We start from the raw sequence: 20,743 nt of genomic DNA on the forward strand, positions 1-20,743 counted from the left end.
TCAATGTGCGGCGCCGGTGGTGCGCTGCGAAAAGGCCCGCACGCGCTCGCGCAGCGCCTCTGTGCGAGCGCAGCGGAGGAACCATTCCTTTTCGCGCCGCAGGCGTTCCTCAAGGGCCGGCAGTGCGCTGGCCTGGAGCAGGGCCTTCGCGCCGGCCACCGCCAGACGCGGCAGCGCGGCCAGGCGCCGGGCGGCCGCCAGGCCTGCATCATCGAGCCCCCCTTCGTCGACCAGTTCGCTGACGATGCCAAGCCGATGCGCCAGCTCGGCCCCCAGGGGTGCCGGCGAAAGGCAGATCTCCAGCGCGCGGTGCGGACCGACCCGCGCCGCGAGCGAATGCGTGAAACCGGTGTCCGGCGTGGCGCCGAGCTGCGGATAGGCGACGACGAAGCGCGCCGAGCGCAACGCGATCACGCTGTCGCAAGCGAGCGCCAGCGAGAAGCCGCCGCCGGCGGCCACGGCGTGTACGCAAGCGATGACCGGCACCGGCAGGCCGCTGAGCGCCAGCACCGCCGCATGCGCCTGGTCGATCAACTCGCCGAGGTAGGCGGGGAGGTCGTCCAGGCGGGCTTGCATCTGGCCGATGTCCGCGCCGACGCAAAAGGCCGGCCCTTCGGCGCGAAGCAGCACCGCATGCAGCGTATCGTCCCTGGAGAAGCTCTCGCAGGCGCTGCTCAGCCGTTCGCAGAAGGCGCCGTCGATGACGTTCGGCCCTGCTTTGCGGCGCAGCGTCAGCACCGCCACGCCGGTTTCGGGCTGTGCGGCATGGACTGGCGCGTCGTCTTCGGACACCATCGGCCTCAAATGCGGAACACGCCGTAGCTGGGCGGCGCGATCGGTTGGTTCAGCGCCGCCGAGATCGCGATGCCCAGTGCGTTGCGCGTGTCGACCGGGTCGAGGATGCCGTCGTCCCAGATCTTCGAGGTGGAATAGAGCGCGCTCGACTGGCGGCGGTAGTCCTCCAGCACCGGGTCGCGGATGGCCGCGACTTCCTCGAGGCTCAGGTTCGCGCCCGTGCGAGCCAGCTGCCGCAACTTCACGTCGGCCAGCACGTTGGCCGCTTGCTCGGCGCCCATCACCGAGATCTGGCTCTGTGGCCACATGAACAGGAAGCGCGGATCGAAGGCGCGGCCCGACATGCCGTAGTTGCCGGCGCCGAAGGAGCCGTTGCAGATCACGGTGAACTTGGGCACCTCGGAGCCCGCCACCGCCATGATCATCTTGGCGCCGTCCTTCGTGATGCCGCGGCGCTCGTAGTCGCGCCCGACCATGAAGCCCGTGATGTTCTGCAGGAAGATCAGCGGCGTGCGGTTCTGATTGCACAGCTCGATGAAGTGCGTGCCCTTCTGCGCGCTCTCGTTGAACAGCACGCCGTTGTTGGCCAGGATGCCGACCTTGTAGCCCCACAGGTTCGCGAAGCCGCACAGCAGCGTGGGCGCGTAGGCCGGCTGGTACTCGTGGAAGCGGCTGCCGTCGACCATGCGCGCGAGGATCTCGCGCATGTCGAACTGCACCTTGATGTCGCGCGGGATGATGCCGTAGAGCTCCTGCGGGTCGTAGAGGGGCGCCTCGGGCTCCTGCCATTGCACGTCGGCCTTGACCGGACGCTTCCACTGCGCGACCACGTCGCGCGCGATGGCGATCGCTTCGAACTCGTTGCTGGCCGGATAGTCAGCGGTCCCCGAGATCCGGGTGTGCACGTCGCAGCCGCCTAGCTCGTCGGCGCTGACTTCTTCGCCCGTGGCCGCCTTCACCAGCGGCGGGCCGCCGAGGAAGATGGCGCCGTTGCCGCGCACGATGACGCTGTAGTCCGACAGCGCCGGCACGTAGGCGCCGCCGGCCGTGCAATGGCCCAGCACGATGGAGACCTGCGGCACGCCCATCTTCGAGAGGATGGATTGGTTGCGGAAGATGCGCCCGGCGTTGTGGCGGTCCGGGAAGAGGTCGGCCTGCAGCGGCAGGAAGCCTCCGGCGCTGTCGCACAGGTGGACCATCGGCAGCCGGTTCTCGACCGCGATGTCGGTGGCGCGCACGATCTTCTTGACCGACAGCGGGTACCAGGCGCCGCCTTTGACGCTGGCGTCCGATGCGTTCACCATCACCTCGCGCCCGCTGACGATGCCGATGCCGGTGACCACGCCGGCGCCCGGCACCTCGCCGTCGTAGTCCGCGTTGGCGGCGAGGGTGGAGAGTTCCAGGAAGGGCGTTCCGGGGTCGAGCAACTGCTGCAGCCGCTCGCGCACAAAGAGTTTGCTCTGCCGGGCCAGGCGCTCCATGTCACGCTCCGGGCGGACGTGGCGCACGCTGGCCTGTTGCTGCCGCAGGCCTTCCACCAGCGCCAGGTTGTGTTGGCGGTTGGCCTGGAAGTCGGCAGAGCGCGTGTTGAGTGCAGAGTCGATGCGTTTCATGGCGCTGCTGTTCCTCGCTCCAGTGTCACCAGCGGAGCGTCACGTTCAAAGGTCTGGCCCAGGCCGACGTGCAGGGCCTGGACGACGCCATCGCAACTGGCGTTGATCGTCGTTTCCATCTTCATGCTCTCGATCACGAGCAGTGCCTGTCCGCGCTGCACGACTTCGCCTTGCTGTACGGCAACGGAGATCACCGAGCCGGGCATCGGCGCGCGCGCGACGGCCTCGCCTTCGTCGACCGTCTGATCGGCGAAGCGCGCCAGGCTGTGCGAGTAGCGCAGCAGGTAGGTGTCGCCGTCGAGGTGGATGTGGACGTCGTCGCCGCGCCGTGCGACGAACACCCGGTGGCTGTCGTCGTGCAAGATCAGTTCGTGCGCATGGTCGCCGCGCGGCGACATGGCCACGGCCAGACTCGCATCGCCGACGTGCAGCCGGTAGGTGGTGCCCGCGCGGGCCAACCAGATTTCATGGTCGGTGCCGAGCAGGTGGAATGCATGGGCCATCAATTCCTCCAGGCGCCGATGGCGGCATGCAAGGTGGGCACGGCATCGGCCGCGTCGCGCACGGGCCGCGAAGCCAGCGCCGCGACGGCCAGCAGCTTGTGCAGCGTCGCCGTGTCGAGCGCGGGCTCGGCGGCGACTTCCGGGTGCGCATCGAGAAAGCCGGTGTGGATCTCGCCGGCTACGAACGCGGGGTGCGACAGCAGCCGCCGCAGAAAGCCGATGTTGGTCTTGCAGCCGAGCAGCACATAGTCCCGCAAGGCCTGCTGCGCGCGTTCGATCGCCGCCTCGCGCGTCGGGCCGGAGACGATCAGCTTGGCCAGCATCGGGTCGAAGGCGGCTGTGACGTCCTGCCCGGCCGCGATGCCGGCGTCGATGCGCACACCACGCCCCTCGGGCTCGTGCAGCGCAAGGATCGGGCCGGTGGTCGGCAGGTAGCCGGCGGCGGGGTCTTCGGCATAGACGCGGAATTCGATTGCGTGGCCTTGGGGCCGCAGGTCGTCCTGCCCGAAGCCCAGCCGCTCTCCGGCCGCCACGCGGAGTTGCTGTTCGACCAGGTCGATGCCCAGGAGTTCTTCGGTCACCGGATGCTCGACCTGCAGCCGCGTGTTCATCTCGAGGAAGTAGAAGACGCCGTCACCGTAGATGAACTCCACGGTGCCCGCGTTGCTGTACTTGGCGCTGCGCGCGATGCCGGCCGCCGTCGCGCAGATGTCGCGGCGCAGTTCGGGCGTCAATGCCGGGGAGGGCGTCTCCTCCACGATCTTCTGGAAGCGCCGCTGGACCGAACATTCGCGCTCGAAGAGGTGGAGCACATTGCCGTGGCTATCGCCGAGGACCTGGACCTCGATGTGGCGCGGGTTCTCGACGAAGCGCTCGACGTACAGGCGGCCGTCGCCGAAGTAGCGCTGGCCTTCGCTGCGCGCGCGTTCGATTTCCGGCGCCAGCAGCTTCGGGTCGCGCACGATGCGCATGCCCTTGCCGCCGCCGCCGGCCGCCGGCTTGATGAGCAGTGGAAAGCCCACCGCGCGGGCACGTTCGACGAAGCTGGCCGGGTCGTCGTCCTCGATGGCCGAGGGCGCGACCGGGAAGCCGCTGCGCGCGACGAAGGCGCGGGCCGTGACCTTGTCGCCCATCACTTCGATGACTTCGGGCGCGGGCCCAACGAACACCAGTCCGGCCGCCTGGCAGGCGCGCGCGAAGCCGGCGTTCTCCGACAGGAAGCCGTAGCCGGGGTGGACGGCGCCGGCCCCCGACTGCCTGGCAGCCTCGATGATCTGCGCCCCGTCGAGGTAGGCGGCCACCGGCGTGCTGCCGTGGATCTCGACCGCCGCATCGGCGTGGCGCACCGCGAGCGACGAGGCATCGACGGCGTGGTGGACCACCACCGCCTTGAGTCCCAGCCGCTGCACGCTGCGAACGATGCGAAGCGCGATCTCGCCCCGGTTGGCGATCAGTACCGAATCAAACGGCCAGTCTTTTTGCACTTGCACTCCATATTTGCGAGCCTTCGGCCCGTCGGATTTCCATTATTGAGTTCAACTCATTTAATCCCATGATGGTTTTCCCCAGTCGAAGATAGCGCTTGTGGTGGTAACTTTATGAGGCTGACTCAATTAATGCTTCACAGTGGAAGCTTGTGAACAAGGCGCCGTCTTCGGCCGCCGACCGTCTGGAGTACCGATGTCCGAGAGTGTTTTGTCCGAAGCCCAACGCCCGATCGCACAGGTCTTCAGTGGCCTGTCCGACGACGAGGTGGAAATGTTGTCGCAGGCCGACCGCTTCGCCAAGGCCGAGCTCTACCCGCTGGCACAGCGCATGGACGACGAGGAATGGTGGCCGGCCGAGGCGTTCGTGAAGATCGGTGCCAACGGCTACTTCGGCATCACCGCGCCGGAAGCGCTGGGTGGTGCCGGGCTGAGTCTGTTCACGAGCGGCCTCGTCCTGCAGGCCTTTGCGCGCTGGAACCACGCGCTGGCCCTGAGCTGGGTGGCGCACGAGAACCTGTGCCTGCACAACGTGCTGCGCAACGCCGACGAGCAGCAGAAGGCGCGCTACGTGCCCGGCATGTGCAGCGGCCAGCGGGTCGGTGCCCTCGGGCTGACCGAGCCGGGCGCGGGCTCCGACGCGCTGGGCTCGATGCGCACGACGGCGGTGCGCGACGGCGACGACTACGTGCTCAACGGCACGAAGATCTTCATCACCAACGGGCCGGTCGCCGACGTGCTGTTGGTGTATGCCAAGACCGACAAGTCGCTGGGCTCGCGCGGCATCTCGGCCTTCCTGGTCGACAAGGACGCGCCGGGCTTCCGCGTGGCGCAGAAGCTCGAAAAGATGGGCTTTCGCGGCAGCCAGACCGGCGAGCTGGTGTTCGACAACTGCCGCGTGCCGGCCGTCAACCGCATCGGCGAGGAGAACACCGGCGTCAAGGTGGTGATGAGCGGGCTTGACCTCGAGCGCGCCATGATCGCGCCGCTGTGCCTGGGCATCGCCGAGCGCGCGCTGGAGCTGAGCATCGAGTACGCGCGCACGCGCCAGCAGTTCGGCCAGTCGATCGGCAACTTCCAGATGATCCAGGACAAGCTGGCGAAGATGTACGTCGGGGTGGAGGCCATGCGGCTGTTCACCTACCAAACCCTGCGGGCGGTCAGTGCGCTGCACGGTGGCGACGCGGGCCGCGGCGAGATTCACAAGCTGACGGCCGCCTCCGTCATGTTCGCCGCCAACACCATGAATGCGGTGCTCGACGAAGCCGTGCAGGTGCATGGCGGCTATGGCTACATCTGGGAATCCGAGATCAATCGGCTCTATAGGTCAATCAAGCTGCTGGAGATCGGCGCCGGTACGACCGAAGTGCGCAAGCTGATCATCAGCGGCGAACTGCTGCGCGGGTGACGGCCATGAGCGCGAGCATCTCCACGCCGTCGGCTTCAAGCGCGAACTCGATCGCGGCATCGATGGCTGAATCGCTCTGGGCAGAGCCGACGGTCTATCACGCGAGCCTGTTCGAGGGCCGCAGCGTGCTCGTGTCGGGCGGCGGCAGCGGCATCGGCCGCGCCATCGCGCTGCTGTTCGCGCGGCTCGGCGCGCAGGTGATCGTCTGCGGGCGCACGCAGGAAAAGCTCGACCAGGTGACCGCCTTCGCGAAGGAGAAGGGTGCGCGCATGCTGCCCATCGCGGCCAATGTACGCGACCCGCAGCAGGTGGAGGCGCTGTTCAAGCGCATTGCCTCGGAGTGCGGCACCTTGACGGCGGTGGTCAACAACGCCGGCGGACAGTACCCGCAGCCGGCGATCGACTTCTCGGCCAAGGGTTGGAACGCGGTGATCGACACCAACCTCAACGGTACCTGGCACATGATGCAGGCGGCCGCGCGCCACTGGCGCGACGCCGCGGCGCCCGGCGCGATCGTCAACGTGGTGGCCGTCGTCGAGCGCGGCATCCCGGGTATCGCGCATTCGATCGCGGCGCGTGCCGGTGTGATCGGCGCCACGCGCACGGTGGCCGTCGAATGGGCGCCGCTGGGCGTGCGCGTCAACTGCCTCGCGCCGGGGCTGACGGCCAGCGAAGGGCTGGAGGTCTATCCGCCCGAGGCGCGCCGCGAATTCCATCGCGCCAATCCGCTGCGCCGACCGGGCAGCCTGCGCGAGATCGCCGAGTCGGCCGTGTTCCTCGCGAGTCCGGCTGCCAGCTTCATGACCGGCGAAGTCATGACCGTCGACGGAGGCGGGCGCCTGTGGGGCGAACTCTGGACCGCCGGTCGCCCCGACCACTTCGGCGAATCGCCTCCATCCGAAGGAAGCCTCCATGCCTGAGCGCAAAGTCATCATCACCTGTGCCGTCACGGGCTCGATCCACACGCCCTCGATGTCACCGCACCTGCCGGTTACGGCCGAGGAGATCGCCGAGGCCGCCATCGGCGCCGCCGAGGCTGGAGCGGCCATCGTGCACCTGCATGCGCGCAACCCCGCCGACGGCCGGCCAGACCAATCGCCCGAAGCCTTCGAGCCCTTCCTGCGCGAGATCAAGCGCCGCTCCGACGTCGTGGTCAACCTCACGACCGGCGGCTCGCCCTTCATGTCGGTGGAGGAGCGCATCCGCCCGGCCGCCGTCTGGAAACCCGAGGTAGCGAGCCTGAACATGGGCTCGATGAATTTCGGCCTGTTTCCGATGCTCAAGCGCTTCAAGGACTTCAAGTACGCCTGGGAGCCGGAGATGCTGGAGAACTCGCGCGACCTGGTGTTCCGCAACTCCTTCAAGGACATCGGCTACGCGCTGCGCACGCTCAACGAGACCGGCACGCGCTACGAGTTCGAGTGCTACGACACCAGCCATCTCTACAACCTGCACCACTTCTGGCAGGAAGGGCTGGTGCAGGCGCCGCTGTTCATCCAGACCGTGTTCGGGCTGCTGGGCGGCATCGGTGCGCATCCCGAGGACGTGCAGCACATGAAGCGTACGGCCGACCGGCTGTTCGGCGACAACTACCGCTGGTCGGTGCTCGGCGCCGGTCGCAGCCAGATGCCGCTGGTGGCGATGGGCGCGGCGCAAGGCGGCAACGTGCGCGTTGGCCTGGAGGACTCGCTGTGGGCCGGCAAGGGGCGGCTCGCCGAGTCCAACGCGCAGCAGGTGCGCCAGGCGCGCGCCATCGTCGAAGGCCTGGGCCTCGAGGTCGCGACGCCGGACGAGGCGCGCGCGATCCTCGCGCTCAAGGGCGCGGACAAGGTTTCTTTTTGAGGACTGAGATGAAGCAAGTACTGGTCGCAGGGGTCGGCATGATCCCGTTCAAGAAGCCGGGCGACAGCCTGCCGTACCACGAGATGGGTGCGCAGGCAGCACGCCAGGCCCTCGCCGATGCGGGGCTGCAATACGACGATGTGCAGCAGGCCTATGCCGGCTACGTGTACGGCGACTCGACCAGCGGCCAGCGTGCGCTGTACGAGGTCGGCATGAGCGGCATTCCGGTCGTCAACGTCAACAACAACTGCTCGACTGGTTCGACGGCGCTGTTCCTGGCCCGCCAGGCGGTGGCCGGCGGCGCGGTGGATTGCGCGATCGCCGTCGGCTTCGAGCAGATGCAGCCCGGCGCCCTGGCCATGCACTGGCAGGACCGCCCCAACGCCTTCGAGAATTTCGATGCGCTGTGCGACAGCCTGACGGACGGCGTGAAGCTGCCGTTGGCGCTGCGCTACTTCGGCGGTGCCGGCCGCGAGCACATGGCGAAATACGGCACGAAGCTCGAGACCTTCGCGAAGATTCGCGCCAAGGCCAGCCGCCATGCGGGGCGCAATCCGCTCGCGCTCTTCCGAAAGGAGGTCACGCCCGAGGAGGTGCTGGCCTCGCCCGTGCTGTGGGAGGGGGTGCTGACCCGGCTCATGGCCTGCCCGCCGACCTGCGGCGGGGCTGCGGCCATTCTGGTCTCGAAGGAATTCGCGGCGCGCAAGGGGCTGACGCCGCGCGTACAGATCCTCGGCCAGGCGATGACGACGGACCGCGCGAACAGCTTCGACTCGCGCTCGATGATCGACCTCGTCGGCTTCCATCTCAGCGAGGATGCCGCCGCCAAGGTCTACGCCGAAGCCGGCATCGGCCCGAAAGACGTCGACGTCTGCGAGCTGCACGACTGCTTCGCGCAGAACGAGCTGCTCAGCTACGAGGCGCTGGGCTTCTGCCCGGTCGGCGAGGGAGCCCGATTCGTCGACGAGGCGCGCAACACCTATGGCGGCGACGTGGTCGTCAACCCATCGGGCGGCCTGCTGTCCAAGGGCCATCCGCTGGGCGCCACGGGCCTGGCGCAGTGCTACGAGCTGACGCGCCAGTTGCGCGGCACGGCCGAAGGCACGCAGGTGGAGCGCGCGCGCTTCGCGCTGCAGCACAACCTGGGCCTCGGTGGCGCTGCCGTGGTCACCATGTACGGCCAGGCCTAGGAGTCGCGCATGCTGGATCGCACACACATCGGCCGCTCGCTGCGGCGCGTGACGCGCACGGTGGAGGCCGGGCAACTGCGCTTCTTTCTCAATGTCATTGGCGACAAGGACAAGGCGTTCGCGGCCAAGGACGCGGGACAGGCGCTGCAAGTGCCGCCCACCTACCTGTTCTGCCTGGAAATGATCGACGACCCCGATCCGCTCGACTGGCTGAAGGGCCTGGGCGTCAACCTGCTGCACATCCTGCACGGGCAGCAGCGCTTCGACTACCACGCGCCGGCTTTCGCGGGCGATGTGCTGAGCTTCGACGCCTCCATCGAGGACATCCAGGAGAAGAAGGGCGGGGCGCTGCAGTTCATCTTCAAGAAGACCGAGGTCCGCAACCAGAGCGATGCGCGCATCGCCACGCTGTCCTCGACCGTGATCTACCGTGATCCTGCCTACGCGAAGGGCAAATGACATGAGCCGTCCATCGACTCCTTCCTTCGAGGTCGGCGCCGCGTTGCCGGAACTCGTCGTCCCGCCGCTGACGCGGGCGACGCTCGCGCTCTACGCGGGCGCTTCGGGCGACCACGTGCCGCTGCACATCGACACCGACGCGGCCCGCAAGGCCGGCGCGCCTGACGTCTTTGGTCACGGCATGCTGAGCGCCGCCTGGCTCGGGCGCCTGCTGACGAACTGGGTCGAGCAGGAGCGCATCCGCAGCATCGAGCTGCGCTTCGTCGGCATCTTCCAGCTCTACAACGAGGCCCACTGCAGCGGCCGCGTGGTCGAGCAGATCACCCTGGACGGCGGCGAGCGCGCCGTGCGGGTCGAGATCCACCTGAACAACCAGTATGGCGAGGCCAAGGTGCTTGGCGAAGCCGTCGTATCGATCGGAGAACTTCAATGACAACGGGAAATCTCAACGGCAAGGTCGCGCTGGTCAGCGGCTCGGGCCGCGGCATCGGCCGTGCACTGGCGCTGAAGCTGGCGGCCGAAGGCGCGCGGCTGGTCGTCAACGACCTGGACCGGGATGTAGCCGAGCAGGCGGCGCAGGAAATCAAGGCCGCCGGCGGCGAGGCTGTCGCGTGCTGGGGCAACGTTACCGCGCCGGACTTCGCCGACCGCTTCATCAAGTCAGCGGTCGATACCTACCAGGGCCTGGACATCATCGTCAACAACGCCGGCTACACCTGGGACAACGTGATCCAGAAGATGACCGACGAGCAGTGGTACGCCATGCTCGACTGCCACCTGACGGCACCGTTCCGCATCCTGCGCGCCGCACAGCCGGCGATCCGCTCGCTGGTCAAGGCCGATGCGGAGGCCGGTGTGCAGAACTACCGCAAGGTGGTCAACATCTCGTCCATCGCCGGGCTCGGCGGCAATGCCGGCCAGGCCAACTATGCGGCGGCCAAGGCCGGCGTGACCGGCCTGACCAAGGCGCTGTCCAAGGAGTGGGGCCGTCTGCGCGTGAACGTGAACACGGTGGCCTTCGGACTGATCCATACGCGCCTGACCGAGGCCACGGCCGACGCCAATGCGCAGATCGACATCGAGGGACGCGAGATCAAGGTCGGCGTGAACCCGGACCTGATGAAGGCGATGGAAGTGCAGATCCCGCTGGGCCGTGGCGGCACGCCCGAGGAGGCGGCCGGTGCGGTCTACCTGTTCTGCACGCCCGAGTCCAACTACATCTCCGGCCAGACCATCGTCTGCGGCGGTGGCTTCACGCTGTCGTAGGCGACGCGCGATGAACAGCACCCAGCAGGCGGCCGGCAACGTCATCGACGTGCGCGACGTCACCCTGCGCTTCGGCGGTGTGACCGCGCTCGAGAAGCTTTCGATCGAGGTGCACACCGACGAGCTCGTGGCGCTGATCGGTCCGAACGGCGCCGGGAAGAGTTCCTTCCTCAACGTGCTGTCGGGCTTCTACCGGCCGCAGGTCGGCAGCGTGCGCTACAAGGGCGCCGACATCGGCGGCTGGCCGGTGCACCGTGTCGCGGTGTCGGGTGTGGCGCGCACTTTCCAGGGCACGCACCTGCTCGGGCGCATGAGCGTGATCGACAACATCATGGTCGGCCGGTTTGCGCACATGAACAGCAGCCTGCTGCAGGCCTTCGCCTACTTTCCGTTCGCGCACCGCGAAGAGGTCCGCCACCGCGAGAAGGCCGAGGAGATCATCGACTTCCTCGAGATCGAGCACATCCGCCACCAGCCGGTCGGCACGCTCGGCTACGGCATGCGCAAGCGCGTCGACCTTGGCCGGGCACTCGCGACCGAGCCGCAGGTGCTGTTGCTCGACGAGCCGATGGCCGGCATGAACGCCGAAGAGAAGGAAGACCTCGCGCGCTTCATCCTTGACGTGCGCGAATTCAAGAAGATTCCCGTGGTGCTCGTCGAGCACGACATGGGCGTGGTGATGGACATCGCCGACCGCGTGGTGGTGCTGAATTTCGGCCGCAAGATCGCCGAGGGCACACCCGACGAGGTGCAAAACGACCCGGCGGTGATCTCCGCCTACTTGGGAGTCAAGGCATGAAGCCGCAGACCGTGCCGCAATGGCTGCTGTACAACAGCCGGGAGCGCGCCGAGCTCGTCGGCCATCGCTACAAGCAGCTTGGCATCTGGGCCGAGTACAGCTGGCGCCGGATCTACGAGAAGGTGCAAGGCACGGCGTTCGGCCTGCTGGCGCTGGGCATCGAGCGCGGGCAGACCGTGATGGTGATCGGCGAGAACCGTCCCGAGATCTACTGGGTCGAATGGGCGGCGATGGCGATCGGCGCGAAGACCGTGACGCTGTACCCGGACTCGTCCGAGGACGAATTGCGCTACGTCGCGGACGATGCGGAGGTGGTGGCCATCCTCGCCGAGGACCAGGAGCAGGTCGACAAGTCGCTCACGGCACTGGCGCACTGCCCGCGGTTGCGCACGATCTTCTACTGTGAGCCGGGTGGCCTGTGGGACTACCAGCAGCCGGCGCTGCAGAGCCTGGACGCCGTGATCGAAGGCGGCCGGTCGCTGGCGCGCGAATTCCCGCAGCGCATCGAGCAGGAGATCGAGCGTGGGCAGACCGACGACATCGCGCTGCTCGCCTACACCTCGGGCACGACCGGCCACCCCAAAGGGGTGGTCACGACGCACCGCGCGCTGCTCGACTGCGCAGAGCGGTTGCGGCGTGCGCTGGAGATCCTGCCCCACAGCGAGTACCTGTCGTACATCCCGCTCTCGTGGGTGCCTGAGCAGTGGTTCGGCGTGACGTTGGGCATGTCGCTGCCGATGCGGGTCAGCTTCGCCGAACGGCCGGACCAGGTACAGGAAGCGATCCGCGAGCTGGCCGTCGACGTGATTGTGCTCGGTCCGCGCCAGTGGGAGAACCTGGCCTCGGGCGTGTTCAGCCGCATGATCGATGCAGGGTGGCTGCGGCGGAAGTGGGTCGACTGGGCCCTGGCCGCCGGCAAGAAGGTGAACCTGGCGCGCATCGAAGGCCGCGAGTCGACGCCGATGGCACGGCTGGCCAACGTCGTCGCGGAATGGAGCGTGCTGCGTGGGCTGCGCGACCAACTGGGCCTCAAGCGCGTCAAGGTTGCGATCACCGGCGGTGCGGCGATGTCGCCCGACGTGGTGCGCCTGTTCGCAGGCATGGGGATCGCGCTGCGGAACATCTACGCCTGCAGCGAGTTCGGCCTCGTGTCGGCACACACCGGCGCGCAGTACGACCCCGAAACGATCGGGCGGCCCCTGACCGAACCCACCGAGTGGGGCGAAGCGCTGCAATGGCGTATCTCCGACGCGGGCGAACTGCAGCTGCGCGGCGGCGCGGGCTTCACCGGCTACTGGAAGCGACCCGAGAAGACGGCCGAGAAGTTCGACGGCGATTGGTACCGCACGGGTGACGCGGTGGGCCGCTCGCCCGCCTCGGAGCTGATCTACTACGACCGCATCGAGCACATGAGCGAGCTGCGCTCGAGGGCCAAGTACCCGAAGCAGTTCATCGAGGTGCGTTTGCGCTTCTCGCCCTACATCAAGGAGGTGCTGGTCATCGGTGGCCCGCAGCACGACTTCGTGGTCGCGCTGGTCAACATCGACGAGGTGGTGTTCTCCCGCTGGGCCGAGCAGCGCAACATCGGCTTCACGACCTTCACTGACCTGTCGCAGCGGCCGGAGATCGTCGAGCAGGTGGCTGCGGAAATCCGCGCCGTCAACGCCAAGCTGGAACCGGCGGCCCGCGTGTTGCGCTTCGCGAACCTCCCCAAGGAGCTCGATGCCGATGAGGGCGAACTGACGCGCACGCGCAAGCTCAAGCGCGAGTTCATCGAGGAGCGCTACCGCGACGTGATCGAGGCGCTGTACGCCGGGATTTCGCAGGTCAACGTCGCGATCCCCGTGCGCTATCAGGACGGGCGCAGCGGCACGCTGCGCGCCGCGATGCGGCTCGGCATCGCCAGCCTGCCGGCGCAGCCAGCCACCCCCGTTCGGGCGCCTTCCCCGGTGCTGTCGGCCCTCGAGGCCCAAGAGGTGCAATGATGGAATTTCTCAACTACGTGCTCAACGGCGTGCTGATCGGCCAGCTCTATGCGCTGCTGGCGCTCGGCTTCGTCGTGATCTATCGGGCCAGCAAGGTCTTCAACTTTGCCCAGGGTGAGTTGATGCTGGTGGGCGCCTTCACCGTGTGGACGCTCACCATGGCCAGCGGGCTGCCGACGTTGGTGGCCGTGCCGTTGGCCTTCGTGGCCTCGCTGGCCTACGGCGTCATCATCGAGCGGCTGTTCTTCTCGCGCTTGATCGGCGAATCGGTGTTCTCGATGGTGATGGTCACGATCGGCCTCGTGATCCTTATCCGCGGGTTGATCCTCGTGATCTGGGGGCCGATGGACAGGCAGTTCCCGGCGCTGCTGCCGGCAGCGCCCATCATCGTCGGCGACCTGATCCTGCCGACCTCGCTCACGATCGGCGCCGTGCTGACCGTGGTCCTGGCGGCGGGGCTGTGGTGGTTTTTCAACCACTCGCGCTTCGGTCTCACGCTCACGGCGGTGGCCGAGGATCCGGCCACCGCGATCTCGCTGGGCATCTCGGTCAAGCGCGCCACCACGCTGGCCTGGATGATGGGCGCGGCGATCTCCACGCTCGGCGCCATCGTCTACCTCAACGGCCGCTCGCTGACGCTGGTGTCCGCCGAGATCGGGCTGGCGGCGCTGCCGGTGGCGCTGTTCGCGGGCCTCGAATCCATCTTCGGCCTGCTGCTGGCGGGCGCGGTGATGGGCATCCTGCAGTCGCTGGTGAGCGCTTATGTGGACCCGGCGGTCGGCGGCTCCGCATCGACCATCGTGCCCTACGTCTTCATGCTGTTCATGCTTTTCGTACGGCCGACCGGCCTGTTCGGATGGCGCGCGATCGAAAGGGTCTGAAATGGATGCCTCCGGTGTTTACTTCACAAGCTACGGCGGCGACCGTTCGTTGATCCGCACTCGCCCGCAGTGGGTGGCTCTTGCATTGTTCGTGTTGGCCCTGGCGGTGCTGCCCTGGGTAGCGCCCGAGCGTTGGATCAGCATGGGCTACACGATCTTCATCACCGCGGTGGCGGTAATCGGCCTGCAGATCTGCACCGGCTATGCCGGGCAGATCAACATCGGGCAGTCGGCCTTCATGGGCGTTGGCGCCTATGCCTGTGCGGTCGCAGTGGCGCACTGGTCCTTCCCGGTGCCGCTGGCGCTCGTCTTCGGCGGCGTGGCGGCGGCCGTCTTCGGTTCGCTGTTCGGACTCTCCGCGGTGCGCATCAAGGGCTTCTACCTGGCCTTGACGACCATCGCCGCGCAGGCACTGTTCCATTTCTTCGCGCTCAACCTGCCGCGTAACTGGTTCGGCGGGCCGGGCGGCGTGCACCTGGAGGGCGCGACGGCCTTCGGCATCAATCTGGCCAACGACACGGCGATCTACTACTTCGCGCTGATCGTGCTGGTGATCATGACCTTCGGTGCCTTCGGCATCGTGCGCTCCCGCCACGGCCGCGCTTTCGAGGCCGTGCGCGACGACGATGTCGCGGCCGGGATGATGGGCATCAACGTCATGATGACGAAGATGCGCGCCTTCCTCGTCGGCGCGTTCTATGCCGGCATCGCGGGCGGGCTGTGGGCAATCGCGCTGAGGCACGTGTCGGTCGAGCAGTTCACGCTGTTCAGCTCGATCTGGCTGATCTCCATGATGATCGTCGGCGGCCTCGGCTCCATCGTCGGCGCGCTGATCGGCACCGTGCTGATCCAGTTGGCGCGTGAAGGCGTCGCGAGCCTCGGCTCGTCGCTGTCGCAGACCTTCCCGATCGTCGGGCAGGACATCGTCTTCGCCAGCATGAACGTGCTGCTCGGAACGGTGGTGATCCTGTTCCTGCTGTTCGAGCCCAAGGGATTGATGCACCGTGTGAACACGACGAAGCAGGCCTGGCGGCGTTGGCCTTTCCCCTATTGACGGCGGATTTTTCCCTGCGCAACGGCACCCCTGTTAGCCCACTACACCGGAGACACATCATGAGACTCACCGCATCCATCCGACACGCTGCGGCGCTCGCCACGGCCGCGCTGGCCTGCTCGATCGCACCGCGCATGGCCCATGCGCAGACGACCTACGTCGTGCCCTCGCTGTCCGACTTCTCAGGGCCGTTCTCGACGGTCATGCCTTCCATCGGCGGCGGCCGCGAGGCGGTCATCAACTGGTGGAACGCGGAAGTCGGCGCCAAGCAGGGCATCAAGCTGCAGATGAAGGCTTACGACACGCGCTTCGAAACCGCGCAGACGGCAAGCCTGTGGCCCGGCATCCTGGCCGAGAAGCCGTTGGTCGGCTTCGCGCTCGGGGGGCCCGACACCGCGGCGCTGCAGCAGCGCCTGCCCAATGACAAGGTGGTGATGTTCAGCGCCTCGGCCAGCAACGGCTTCGCGTGGCGGCCCAACCAGTGGATTCTGTCGCTGAGGCCCACCTTCGTGCATGAGTTCGTAGGCTTCATCGACTGGTACCAGAAGACCAAGGCGGAAGGCAAGCGCCCGATCAAGGTGGCATTGGTCACCTCCGAGTCGTCGCCGAGCTATGTCGATGTGGCCAAGGGCGTGACCGCGTTCGCGAAGGCGAATCCGAAGGTGGTCGAGTTGGTCGAGGTGGTGTTCGCCGAAGCGCAGCCGGCCGACCTGACGCTGCAGATGCGGCGCGTGACCAATTCGGGCGCCGAAGTCATCCTCGCACCGGCATCGATCCAGCAGGCGATCGCCATCAAGCGTGCGCTGCAGGCGCTCAACAAGAAGGTGCCGGTGGCCTTCGCGATGCACAACGCGCCGGGCTTCATCGCCAAGCCGATGGGCGGCATCGGCTCGATGGAAGGGGACTACGAGACCCAGGGCGGCGCCCTGGCCACGGACGACGACACCGAAGTCAAGCGCTTCTACGACATGCTGGCGACGAAGTACGGCCTCAAGGCACCGTGGAACGGCATCACGATCGGTGGCATCGCGCAAGCGCTGCTGCTGGTGCGAGCGGTCGAGGCGGGCGCGAAGAAGTACGGGTCCGACAAGCTGACCGGCGAGCTGATCCACAAGACGTTGCTGGAGACCACCTTCACGAGCGCCAGCCTGTTCGGGTACTCGAGCGATATCAAGTACGACATTTCCGCGCCGTTCCCGGTGCAGAACCCGAAGGTGAACATCGGCGTCGTCAAAGACGGCAAGCTGATGCCGGCAGTGCTGGGCTATTCGGTCCCGAAGATGGACCTCTGGTGAACGACATGGACGCGGCGGTGATGGAGCGGCCCGCGGCGACCGTGGCGCAGGAGGCTGCGCGGAGCGAACTGCTGGCGATCGAGAACCTCGAGGTGCTCTACGCCAAGGTGATTCTCGCGCTCAAGGGCGTGAACCTGCGCGTGGAGGAGGGCCGCTGCACGGTCCTGCTGGGGCCGAACGGCGCCGGCAAGAGCACGACGCTCAAGGCCATCTCGGGCATCCTGTCGATCGACGACGGCGCGGTGTCGGCCGGCAGCATCCGCTTCGGCGGACAGGCGATCACCGGCCTGGCCGCGCTGGACACGGTGGCGCGCGGGCTGATCCACGTGGTCGAGGGGCGCAAGGTGCTGCGCCACTTGAACGTCGAGCAGAACCTGGTCATCGGCGGCCATCTGCTGCCCGGCATGGCGAGCGTGCGCGAGCGACTGGAATTCGTCTACGCGACGATTCCCCGGCTCGCCGAACTTCGCGACCGCACCTCCGGCTACCTTTCGGGCGGCGAGCAGCAGCAGCTCTTGATCGGGCGCGCGATGATGGGCAAGCCGCGGCTGATGCTGATCGACGAGCCATCGCTGGGTCTGGCGCCGAAGATGATCGAGGAGATCTTCGCGCTGCTCGCCAAGCTCAAGACCCAGGGGCTGTCGCTGCTCATCGTCGAGCAGAACGCGCAGGCCGCCTTGGGACTGGCCGACCATGGCTACGTCATGGAAGGCGGTCGCGTGGTGCTCGAAGCGCCGGCCGAACAGTTGCGCGCGAACGAGGACATCCGGGAGTTCTATCTCGGGGTCAGCGTCGCGGGCGAGCGCAAGAACTATCGCGCGACCAAACACTACCGGCGCCGCAAGCGTTGGCTCGGCTGATGCGCATTGGCCTTCTTTCAAGGGATCTTTCATGAGCGAACCCGTCATCCTGCAGCGCGAGGGCGCCGTCGCCCGCCTGCGCTTCAACCGCCCCGCGCAACTTAATGCGGTGGACGTGCCGACGGCCCGCGCCTTCCTCGCGTGCTGCCAGGTGATCGCGGCGTCCCCGGACATCCGCGCCGTCGTGCTCAGTGGGGAGGGCGATGTCTTCGGCGTCGGTGGCGACCTCAACGAACTCGCCGGCGACGATGCGGCCTCGGCGGTGCCGGGGCTCATCGGGCCGGTGCACGAGGCGGTCAAGCTGATGGCCATGCTCGACGTGCCCTTCATTGCCCGCCTGCATGGCGTGGTCGCCGGCGGCAGCCTGAGCCTGGCCATGGCGTGCGACCTGGCGATCGCCGCCGAGGGCACGAAATTCAACCTGGCCTACGTGAACATCGGCGCCACCTGCGACGGGTCGGCCTCGTGGTCGCTGCCGCGCGTCGCCGGGATGCGCAATGCGATGGCGATCGCGCTGCTCGGCGAAAGCTTCGATGCGGCCGAGGCCTGGCGCTATGGCCTTGTCAACAAGGTGGTGCCGCTGGCGGAGCTCGACGCCAGCGTGGACGCGGTGGCGCAGCGCCTGGCGGCCGGCCCCACGCTGGCCATCGGTCGCATGAAGCGGCTCATCCGCACTTCGCTGGAGAACGACCTACCGACGCAACTCGACCTGGAGCAAGAGGAATTCGTCGCCAATGCGCGGACGGAAGACTTCACTGGCGCGGTCGCGGCCTTCCTGAAGAAGCAGCGGCCCCGGTTCAACGGGCGTTGAGCCGATCATCGGGCCGGCGCGGCGCGCGCGGCCCCGCGGCACTACCCGTGAAGCTTCCGAATTTGTTCGCGATCCGCCGATCCGTCCGGCTTTTTCGGCAGCGAATCCGCGAACACCACGAAGCGGGGCCGCTTGTAGCGCGCGATGCGGCTGGCGACGAAATCGGCGACTTCTTCTTGCGCGGGTGGCGGTGTGCGCGCCGGCACGCAGATCGCCTTGATCGACTCGCCCCACTGGGCATCCGGCACGCCGATCACAGCGACCTCTGCAATGCCGGCGTGCTGGCGGATCACGGCCTCGACTTCGGAGGGGTAGACGTTCTCGCCCCCCGTCTTGATTAGTTCCTTGGCGGCCAGCCGGCCCGTATACCAGAGGCGGCCGTTCGCGTCGATGCGACCGCTGTCGCCCGTGTGCAGCCAGCCGCCGCGCAGCAGACGCGCGTTGTCCTCTGGGCGCTGCCAGTAGCCCAGGCAGGCCGACGGCCCGCGCACGACGATTTCGCCAGCCTCGCCGTCCGGCACAAGCCGGCCGTCGTCGCCTTCGATGCCAATCGCGCACAGTGCCAACGGAAATCCGGCGGCACCGGGCGCATCGCGGAAACGCCCGAGTGTCGCCAGCCCCGACACCTCGGTTTGCCCGTAGCCGGCCCAGAAGGTGGCGTCAGGGCAGGCGGCTTCGAAGCGGCGAATCGTCTCGGGCGAGTCGAGGCCGCACACATGCCGGAGGCTGCGCAGCCGCGAAGGCACGCCATCGCACGCGGAGAGCAGGCCGTCGAGCATGGGCGCGAATTCGCCGAGCACGGTGGCTCGGTGGCGCTCCACGAGCGAGGCCGCTTCCTGCGGTTCGTACTGGCGCGTCAGCACGCTGCCGCCACCGGCCAACTGGACGGCGAGCACCAGCGAGATGGCCGTCGAATGGAACAGGGGCAGGCAGCACAGATGGACGTCATCGGTTCCCAGCTTCCATGCGCCTTGCAGTTGGATGGCGTTCGAAATCAGGTTGGCGTGCGAGATCGTGGCCGCTTTGGGGCGGCCGTCGGTCCAGGCGGTATGGATCAGCAGCAGCGGGGCGTCGGCAGACAGGGGCGTCGATGGGAGAGGGCCGTCGTCGATGTACAGGTCGTCGAGGCATTGGAAGCCCTCGCGGCGAATTCCGATGGTGATCGGTTCCAGATCCGGGCCGGTGCGCGCAAGGGAGAGATCGAGCAAGGGCCAGAACTCATCCTCGGCCAGAACCGTCTTCGGCGTGTCGTTCTCCAGCACAGCCAGCACTTCGGCAGCGGACAGGCGCCAGTTGATCGCGGACACGATGGCGCCCAGTTGCGCCGCTGCGCCGAGCAACTCCACGTACTCGATGCGGTTCTTCGACAGGATGGCGACGCGATCGCCTTGCGCGACGCCGAGCCGGTGCAAACCTGCGGCCAATTGCTGGACGCGCCGCCAATGCGCGCGGTGCGTGACCGCGCCGTCCTGCTCGCGAAACGCGATGCCGTCGCCATGGACCGTGGCGTTGCGGCGCAGTATGTCGCCCAGCGTGTAGTCGCTCGCGCGCTCCATCACATCTTCCTTGCCTGGGCCTCGGCCAGCCGACCCGTGGCTTCGAGAACGGGCTTGACGCTTTCCAGCGCGCCGCCGCCGTCGCAGGGGATCACGGCGCCCGAGATGTAGCTGGCGTAGGGTGAAGCGAGGAACAGCGCCAAGTTGGCGATGTCGTCCAGCGTTCCGAGCCGCTTCAGCGGAACCATGCTCGTGGCCTGCGCGAGTTCCTCGTCGCTTTGCGCCATGAGGCGCCTGACGCCTTCGGTGCCATCGATCGGGCCCGGCGAGATGGCGTTGATCCGAATGCCGTCCAGGCCCCACTCGAGCGCGAGCACGCGGGTGAGCTGATCGACCCCGGCCTTCGCGGCACAAGCGTGGGACTGATAGCGCATCGGGATCGTCGATTGGGGCGCCGTGATGTTGATGACCGAGGCGCCGGGCTTGCGTAGGTGCCCGTAAGCCTGGCGCATGACGTGAAACGTGCCGAGCAGATCGATGTCGACGACGGCCTTGAACCCGTTGGCCGACATATGTCGCGCCTGAGCGAAGAAATTGCCTGCGGCACCCGACACCATCACATCGACAGCGCCGAACTTCGCGGCCGCTTCGGCCATGGCTTGTCCGACCGCCTCGAAATCGCGCACATCAGCGCAAAAGCCCGCCACGCGATGCCCGTGCCCGGTCAGTGCGGCGACGGCATGGTCGACGTTCTCGCGCCGGCGGCTCACAACGCTCACGTCCGCGCCCTGCCGGGCGAAGGCGTCGGCAATGCCGAAGTTGATCCCGGTGGTACCCCCGAAGACAATGACATGACGTCCTTTGAACTGCAGATCGATGCGCATCAACACCCCATGCTTGGATCGAGCTTGATATTTTGAGTGAAGCTCAAGTTTATGCCATGTCGTTTTCCCTATGATTGTTAGTGCGCTTTGGAATCGATAATTGAGAGTAGCTCAAATC

The 20,743-nt window shown here is 67.2% G+C and carries 20 protein-coding genes; 14 read left to right on the plus strand and 6 right to left on the minus strand.

Features of this window, described 5'->3' with window-relative positions; genetic code table 11:
• From ACSQ86_RS32360 to ACSQ86_RS32375, 4 genes are read right to left on the minus strand one after another with little or no spacing between them, the layout of a single operon-like run.
• A complete protein-coding gene (locus tag ACSQ86_RS32360; RefSeq protein WP_436310493.1) occupies positions 1-795 on the minus strand; it encodes an enoyl-CoA hydratase/isomerase family protein in 795 nt (264 codons plus the stop codon).
• Between the two features lie 5 nt (positions 796-800).
• Positions 801-2,408 carry an acyl-CoA carboxylase subunit beta gene (locus ACSQ86_RS32365; protein ID WP_436307094.1) on the minus strand — a complete coding sequence of 536 codons (1,608 nt, stop codon included), beginning with the start codon at positions 2,406-2,408 and terminating at the stop codon, positions 801-803.
• The gene (locus ACSQ86_RS32370) at positions 2,405-2,911 is read right to left on the minus strand and encodes a biotin/lipoyl-containing protein (RefSeq protein WP_436307093.1); all 507 of its coding nucleotides are present in this window, start codon (positions 2,909-2,911) and stop codon (positions 2,405-2,407) included. Before ACSQ86_RS32370 ends, ACSQ86_RS32365 begins: the two co-directional genes overlap by 4 nt.
• Positions 2,911-4,395, minus strand: coding sequence for an acetyl-CoA carboxylase biotin carboxylase subunit (locus tag ACSQ86_RS32375; protein WP_436307092.1), 1,485 nt, complete (start codon positions 4,393-4,395; stop codon positions 2,911-2,913). The genes ACSQ86_RS32370 and ACSQ86_RS32375 overlap by 1 nt, the downstream gene beginning before the upstream one ends.
• Positions 4,396-4,591: 196 nt before the next feature.
• On the opposite strand from ACSQ86_RS32375, the gene ACSQ86_RS32380 reads away from it, so the two are divergent.
• Genes ACSQ86_RS32380 through ACSQ86_RS32445 form a run of 14 tightly spaced genes read left to right on the plus strand, consistent with a single transcriptional unit; the run spans position 4,592 to position 18,245 of the window.
• On the plus strand, positions 4,592-5,803 hold the full coding sequence (locus ACSQ86_RS32380) for an acyl-CoA dehydrogenase family protein (protein WP_436307091.1): 1,212 nt from the start codon (positions 4,592-4,594) through the stop codon (positions 5,801-5,803).
• A gap of 5 nt (positions 5,804-5,808) precedes the next feature.
• Positions 5,809-6,723 (plus strand): SDR family oxidoreductase, encoded by a 915-nt coding sequence (locus tag ACSQ86_RS32385; protein WP_436307090.1) that lies wholly within the window; start codon positions 5,809-5,811, stop codon positions 6,721-6,723.
• Positions 6,716-7,645, plus strand: coding sequence for a 3-keto-5-aminohexanoate cleavage protein (locus ACSQ86_RS32390; RefSeq protein ID WP_436307089.1), 930 nt, complete (start codon positions 6,716-6,718; stop codon positions 7,643-7,645). Before ACSQ86_RS32385 ends, ACSQ86_RS32390 begins: the two co-directional genes overlap by 8 nt.
• Before the next feature lie 8 nt (positions 7,646-7,653).
• Positions 7,654-8,835 carry a lipid-transfer protein gene (locus ACSQ86_RS32395; protein ID WP_436307088.1) on the plus strand — a complete coding sequence of 394 codons (1,182 nt, stop codon included), beginning with the start codon at positions 7,654-7,656 and terminating at the stop codon, positions 8,833-8,835.
• Between the two features lie 9 nt (positions 8,836-8,844).
• Positions 8,845-9,294: a MaoC family dehydratase N-terminal domain-containing protein gene (locus ACSQ86_RS32400; protein WP_436307087.1), complete on the plus strand. Its 450-nt coding sequence runs from the start codon at positions 8,845-8,847 to the stop codon at positions 9,292-9,294.
• A gap of 1 nt (position 9,295) precedes the next feature.
• Entirely contained in the window at positions 9,296-9,727 is a 432-nt protein-coding gene (locus ACSQ86_RS32405) for a MaoC/PaaZ C-terminal domain-containing protein (RefSeq protein WP_436307086.1), read from the plus strand.
• Entirely contained in the window at positions 9,724-10,560 is an 837-nt protein-coding gene (locus ACSQ86_RS32410) for an SDR family NAD(P)-dependent oxidoreductase (RefSeq protein ID WP_436307085.1), read from the plus strand. The genes ACSQ86_RS32405 and ACSQ86_RS32410 overlap by 4 nt, the downstream gene beginning before the upstream one ends.
• Before the next feature lie 10 nt (positions 10,561-10,570).
• The gene (locus tag ACSQ86_RS32415) at positions 10,571-11,359 is read left to right on the plus strand and encodes an ABC transporter ATP-binding protein (RefSeq protein ID WP_436307084.1); all 789 of its coding nucleotides are present in this window, start codon (positions 10,571-10,573) and stop codon (positions 11,357-11,359) included.
• Positions 11,356-13,344: an AMP-dependent synthetase/ligase gene (locus ACSQ86_RS32420; RefSeq protein WP_436310494.1), complete on the plus strand. Its 1,989-nt coding sequence runs from the start codon at positions 11,356-11,358 to the stop codon at positions 13,342-13,344. The genes ACSQ86_RS32415 and ACSQ86_RS32420 overlap by 4 nt, the downstream gene beginning before the upstream one ends.
• Positions 13,341-14,225 (plus strand): branched-chain amino acid ABC transporter permease, encoded by an 885-nt coding sequence (locus ACSQ86_RS32425; RefSeq protein WP_436310495.1) that lies wholly within the window; start codon positions 13,341-13,343, stop codon positions 14,223-14,225. Before ACSQ86_RS32420 ends, ACSQ86_RS32425 begins: the two co-directional genes overlap by 4 nt.
• Before the next feature lies 1 nt (position 14,226).
• Positions 14,227-15,279, plus strand: coding sequence for a branched-chain amino acid ABC transporter permease (locus ACSQ86_RS32430; protein ID WP_436307081.1), 1,053 nt, complete (start codon positions 14,227-14,229; stop codon positions 15,277-15,279).
• A 59-nt stretch (positions 15,280-15,338) separates the two neighbouring features.
• Positions 15,339-16,574 (plus strand): ABC transporter substrate-binding protein, encoded by a 1,236-nt coding sequence (locus ACSQ86_RS32435; protein ID WP_436307080.1) that lies wholly within the window; start codon positions 15,339-15,341, stop codon positions 16,572-16,574.
• 5 nt (positions 16,575-16,579) lie between these two features.
• A complete protein-coding gene (locus tag ACSQ86_RS32440; RefSeq protein ID WP_436307751.1) occupies positions 16,580-17,434 on the plus strand; it encodes an ABC transporter ATP-binding protein in 855 nt (284 codons plus the stop codon).
• 31 nt (positions 17,435-17,465) lie between these two features.
• Positions 17,466-18,245, plus strand: coding sequence for an enoyl-CoA hydratase/isomerase family protein (locus ACSQ86_RS32445; RefSeq protein WP_436307079.1), 780 nt, complete (start codon positions 17,466-17,468; stop codon positions 18,243-18,245).
• Positions 18,246-18,286: 41 nt separating this feature from the next.
• Here ACSQ86_RS32445 and ACSQ86_RS32450 read toward each other — a convergent pair whose 3' ends face one another.
• Both ACSQ86_RS32450 and ACSQ86_RS32455 read right to left on the minus strand, forming a co-directional pair.
• Positions 18,287-19,801, minus strand: coding sequence for an AMP-binding protein (locus ACSQ86_RS32450; RefSeq protein ID WP_436307078.1), 1,515 nt, complete (start codon positions 19,799-19,801; stop codon positions 18,287-18,289).
• The gene (locus tag ACSQ86_RS32455; protein WP_436307077.1) at positions 19,801-20,625 is read right to left on the minus strand and encodes an SDR family oxidoreductase; all 825 of its coding nucleotides are present in this window, start codon (positions 20,623-20,625) and stop codon (positions 19,801-19,803) included. Before ACSQ86_RS32455 ends, ACSQ86_RS32450 begins: the two co-directional genes overlap by 1 nt.
• Positions 20,626-20,743: the final 118 nt, after the last annotated feature.

Source organism: Variovorax sp. LjRoot130 (genome assembly GCF_964253755.1).
Classification (GTDB): Bacteria; Pseudomonadota; Gammaproteobacteria; order Burkholderiales; family Burkholderiaceae_C; genus Variovorax.

Bases quoted from the DNA above. Each gene is read 5' to 3' on its own strand.
- ACSQ86_RS32360 (WP_436310493.1), bottom strand. From the start codon at position 795: ATGGTGTCCGAAGACGACGCGCCAGTCCATGCCGCACAGCCCGAAACC.
- ACSQ86_RS32365 (WP_436307094.1), bottom strand. From the start codon at position 2,408: ATGAAACGCATCGACTCTGCACTCAACACGCGCTCTGCCGACTTCCAG.
- ACSQ86_RS32370 (WP_436307093.1), bottom strand. From the start codon at position 2,911: ATGGCCCATGCATTCCACCTGCTCGGCACCGACCATGAAATCTGGTTG.
- ACSQ86_RS32380 (WP_436307091.1), top strand. From the start codon at position 4,592: ATGTCCGAGAGTGTTTTGTCCGAAGCCCAACGCCCGATCGCACAGGTC.
- ACSQ86_RS32385 (WP_436307090.1), top strand. From the start codon at position 5,809: ATGAGCGCGAGCATCTCCACGCCGTCGGCTTCAAGCGCGAACTCGATC.
- ACSQ86_RS32390 (WP_436307089.1), top strand. From the start codon at position 6,716: ATGCCTGAGCGCAAAGTCATCATCACCTGTGCCGTCACGGGCTCGATC.
- ACSQ86_RS32395 (WP_436307088.1), top strand. From the start codon at position 7,654: ATGAAGCAAGTACTGGTCGCAGGGGTCGGCATGATCCCGTTCAAGAAG.
- ACSQ86_RS32400 (WP_436307087.1), top strand. From the start codon at position 8,845: ATGCTGGATCGCACACACATCGGCCGCTCGCTGCGGCGCGTGACGCGC.
- ACSQ86_RS32405 (WP_436307086.1), top strand. From the start codon at position 9,296: ATGAGCCGTCCATCGACTCCTTCCTTCGAGGTCGGCGCCGCGTTGCCG.
- ACSQ86_RS32410 (WP_436307085.1), top strand. From the start codon at position 9,724: ATGACAACGGGAAATCTCAACGGCAAGGTCGCGCTGGTCAGCGGCTCG.
- ACSQ86_RS32415 (WP_436307084.1), top strand. From the start codon at position 10,571: ATGAACAGCACCCAGCAGGCGGCCGGCAACGTCATCGACGTGCGCGAC.
- ACSQ86_RS32420 (WP_436310494.1), top strand. From the start codon at position 11,356: ATGAAGCCGCAGACCGTGCCGCAATGGCTGCTGTACAACAGCCGGGAG.
- ACSQ86_RS32425 (WP_436310495.1), top strand. From the start codon at position 13,341: ATGATGGAATTTCTCAACTACGTGCTCAACGGCGTGCTGATCGGCCAG.
- ACSQ86_RS32430 (WP_436307081.1), top strand. From the start codon at position 14,227: ATGGATGCCTCCGGTGTTTACTTCACAAGCTACGGCGGCGACCGTTCG.
- ACSQ86_RS32435 (WP_436307080.1), top strand. From the start codon at position 15,339: ATGAGACTCACCGCATCCATCCGACACGCTGCGGCGCTCGCCACGGCC.
- ACSQ86_RS32440 (WP_436307751.1), top strand. From the start codon at position 16,580: ATGGACGCGGCGGTGATGGAGCGGCCCGCGGCGACCGTGGCGCAGGAG.
- ACSQ86_RS32445 (WP_436307079.1), top strand. From the start codon at position 17,466: ATGAGCGAACCCGTCATCCTGCAGCGCGAGGGCGCCGTCGCCCGCCTG.
- ACSQ86_RS32450 (WP_436307078.1), bottom strand. From the start codon at position 19,801: ATGGAGCGCGCGAGCGACTACACGCTGGGCGACATACTGCGCCGCAAC.
- ACSQ86_RS32455 (WP_436307077.1), bottom strand. From the start codon at position 20,625: ATGCGCATCGATCTGCAGTTCAAAGGACGTCATGTCATTGTCTTCGGG.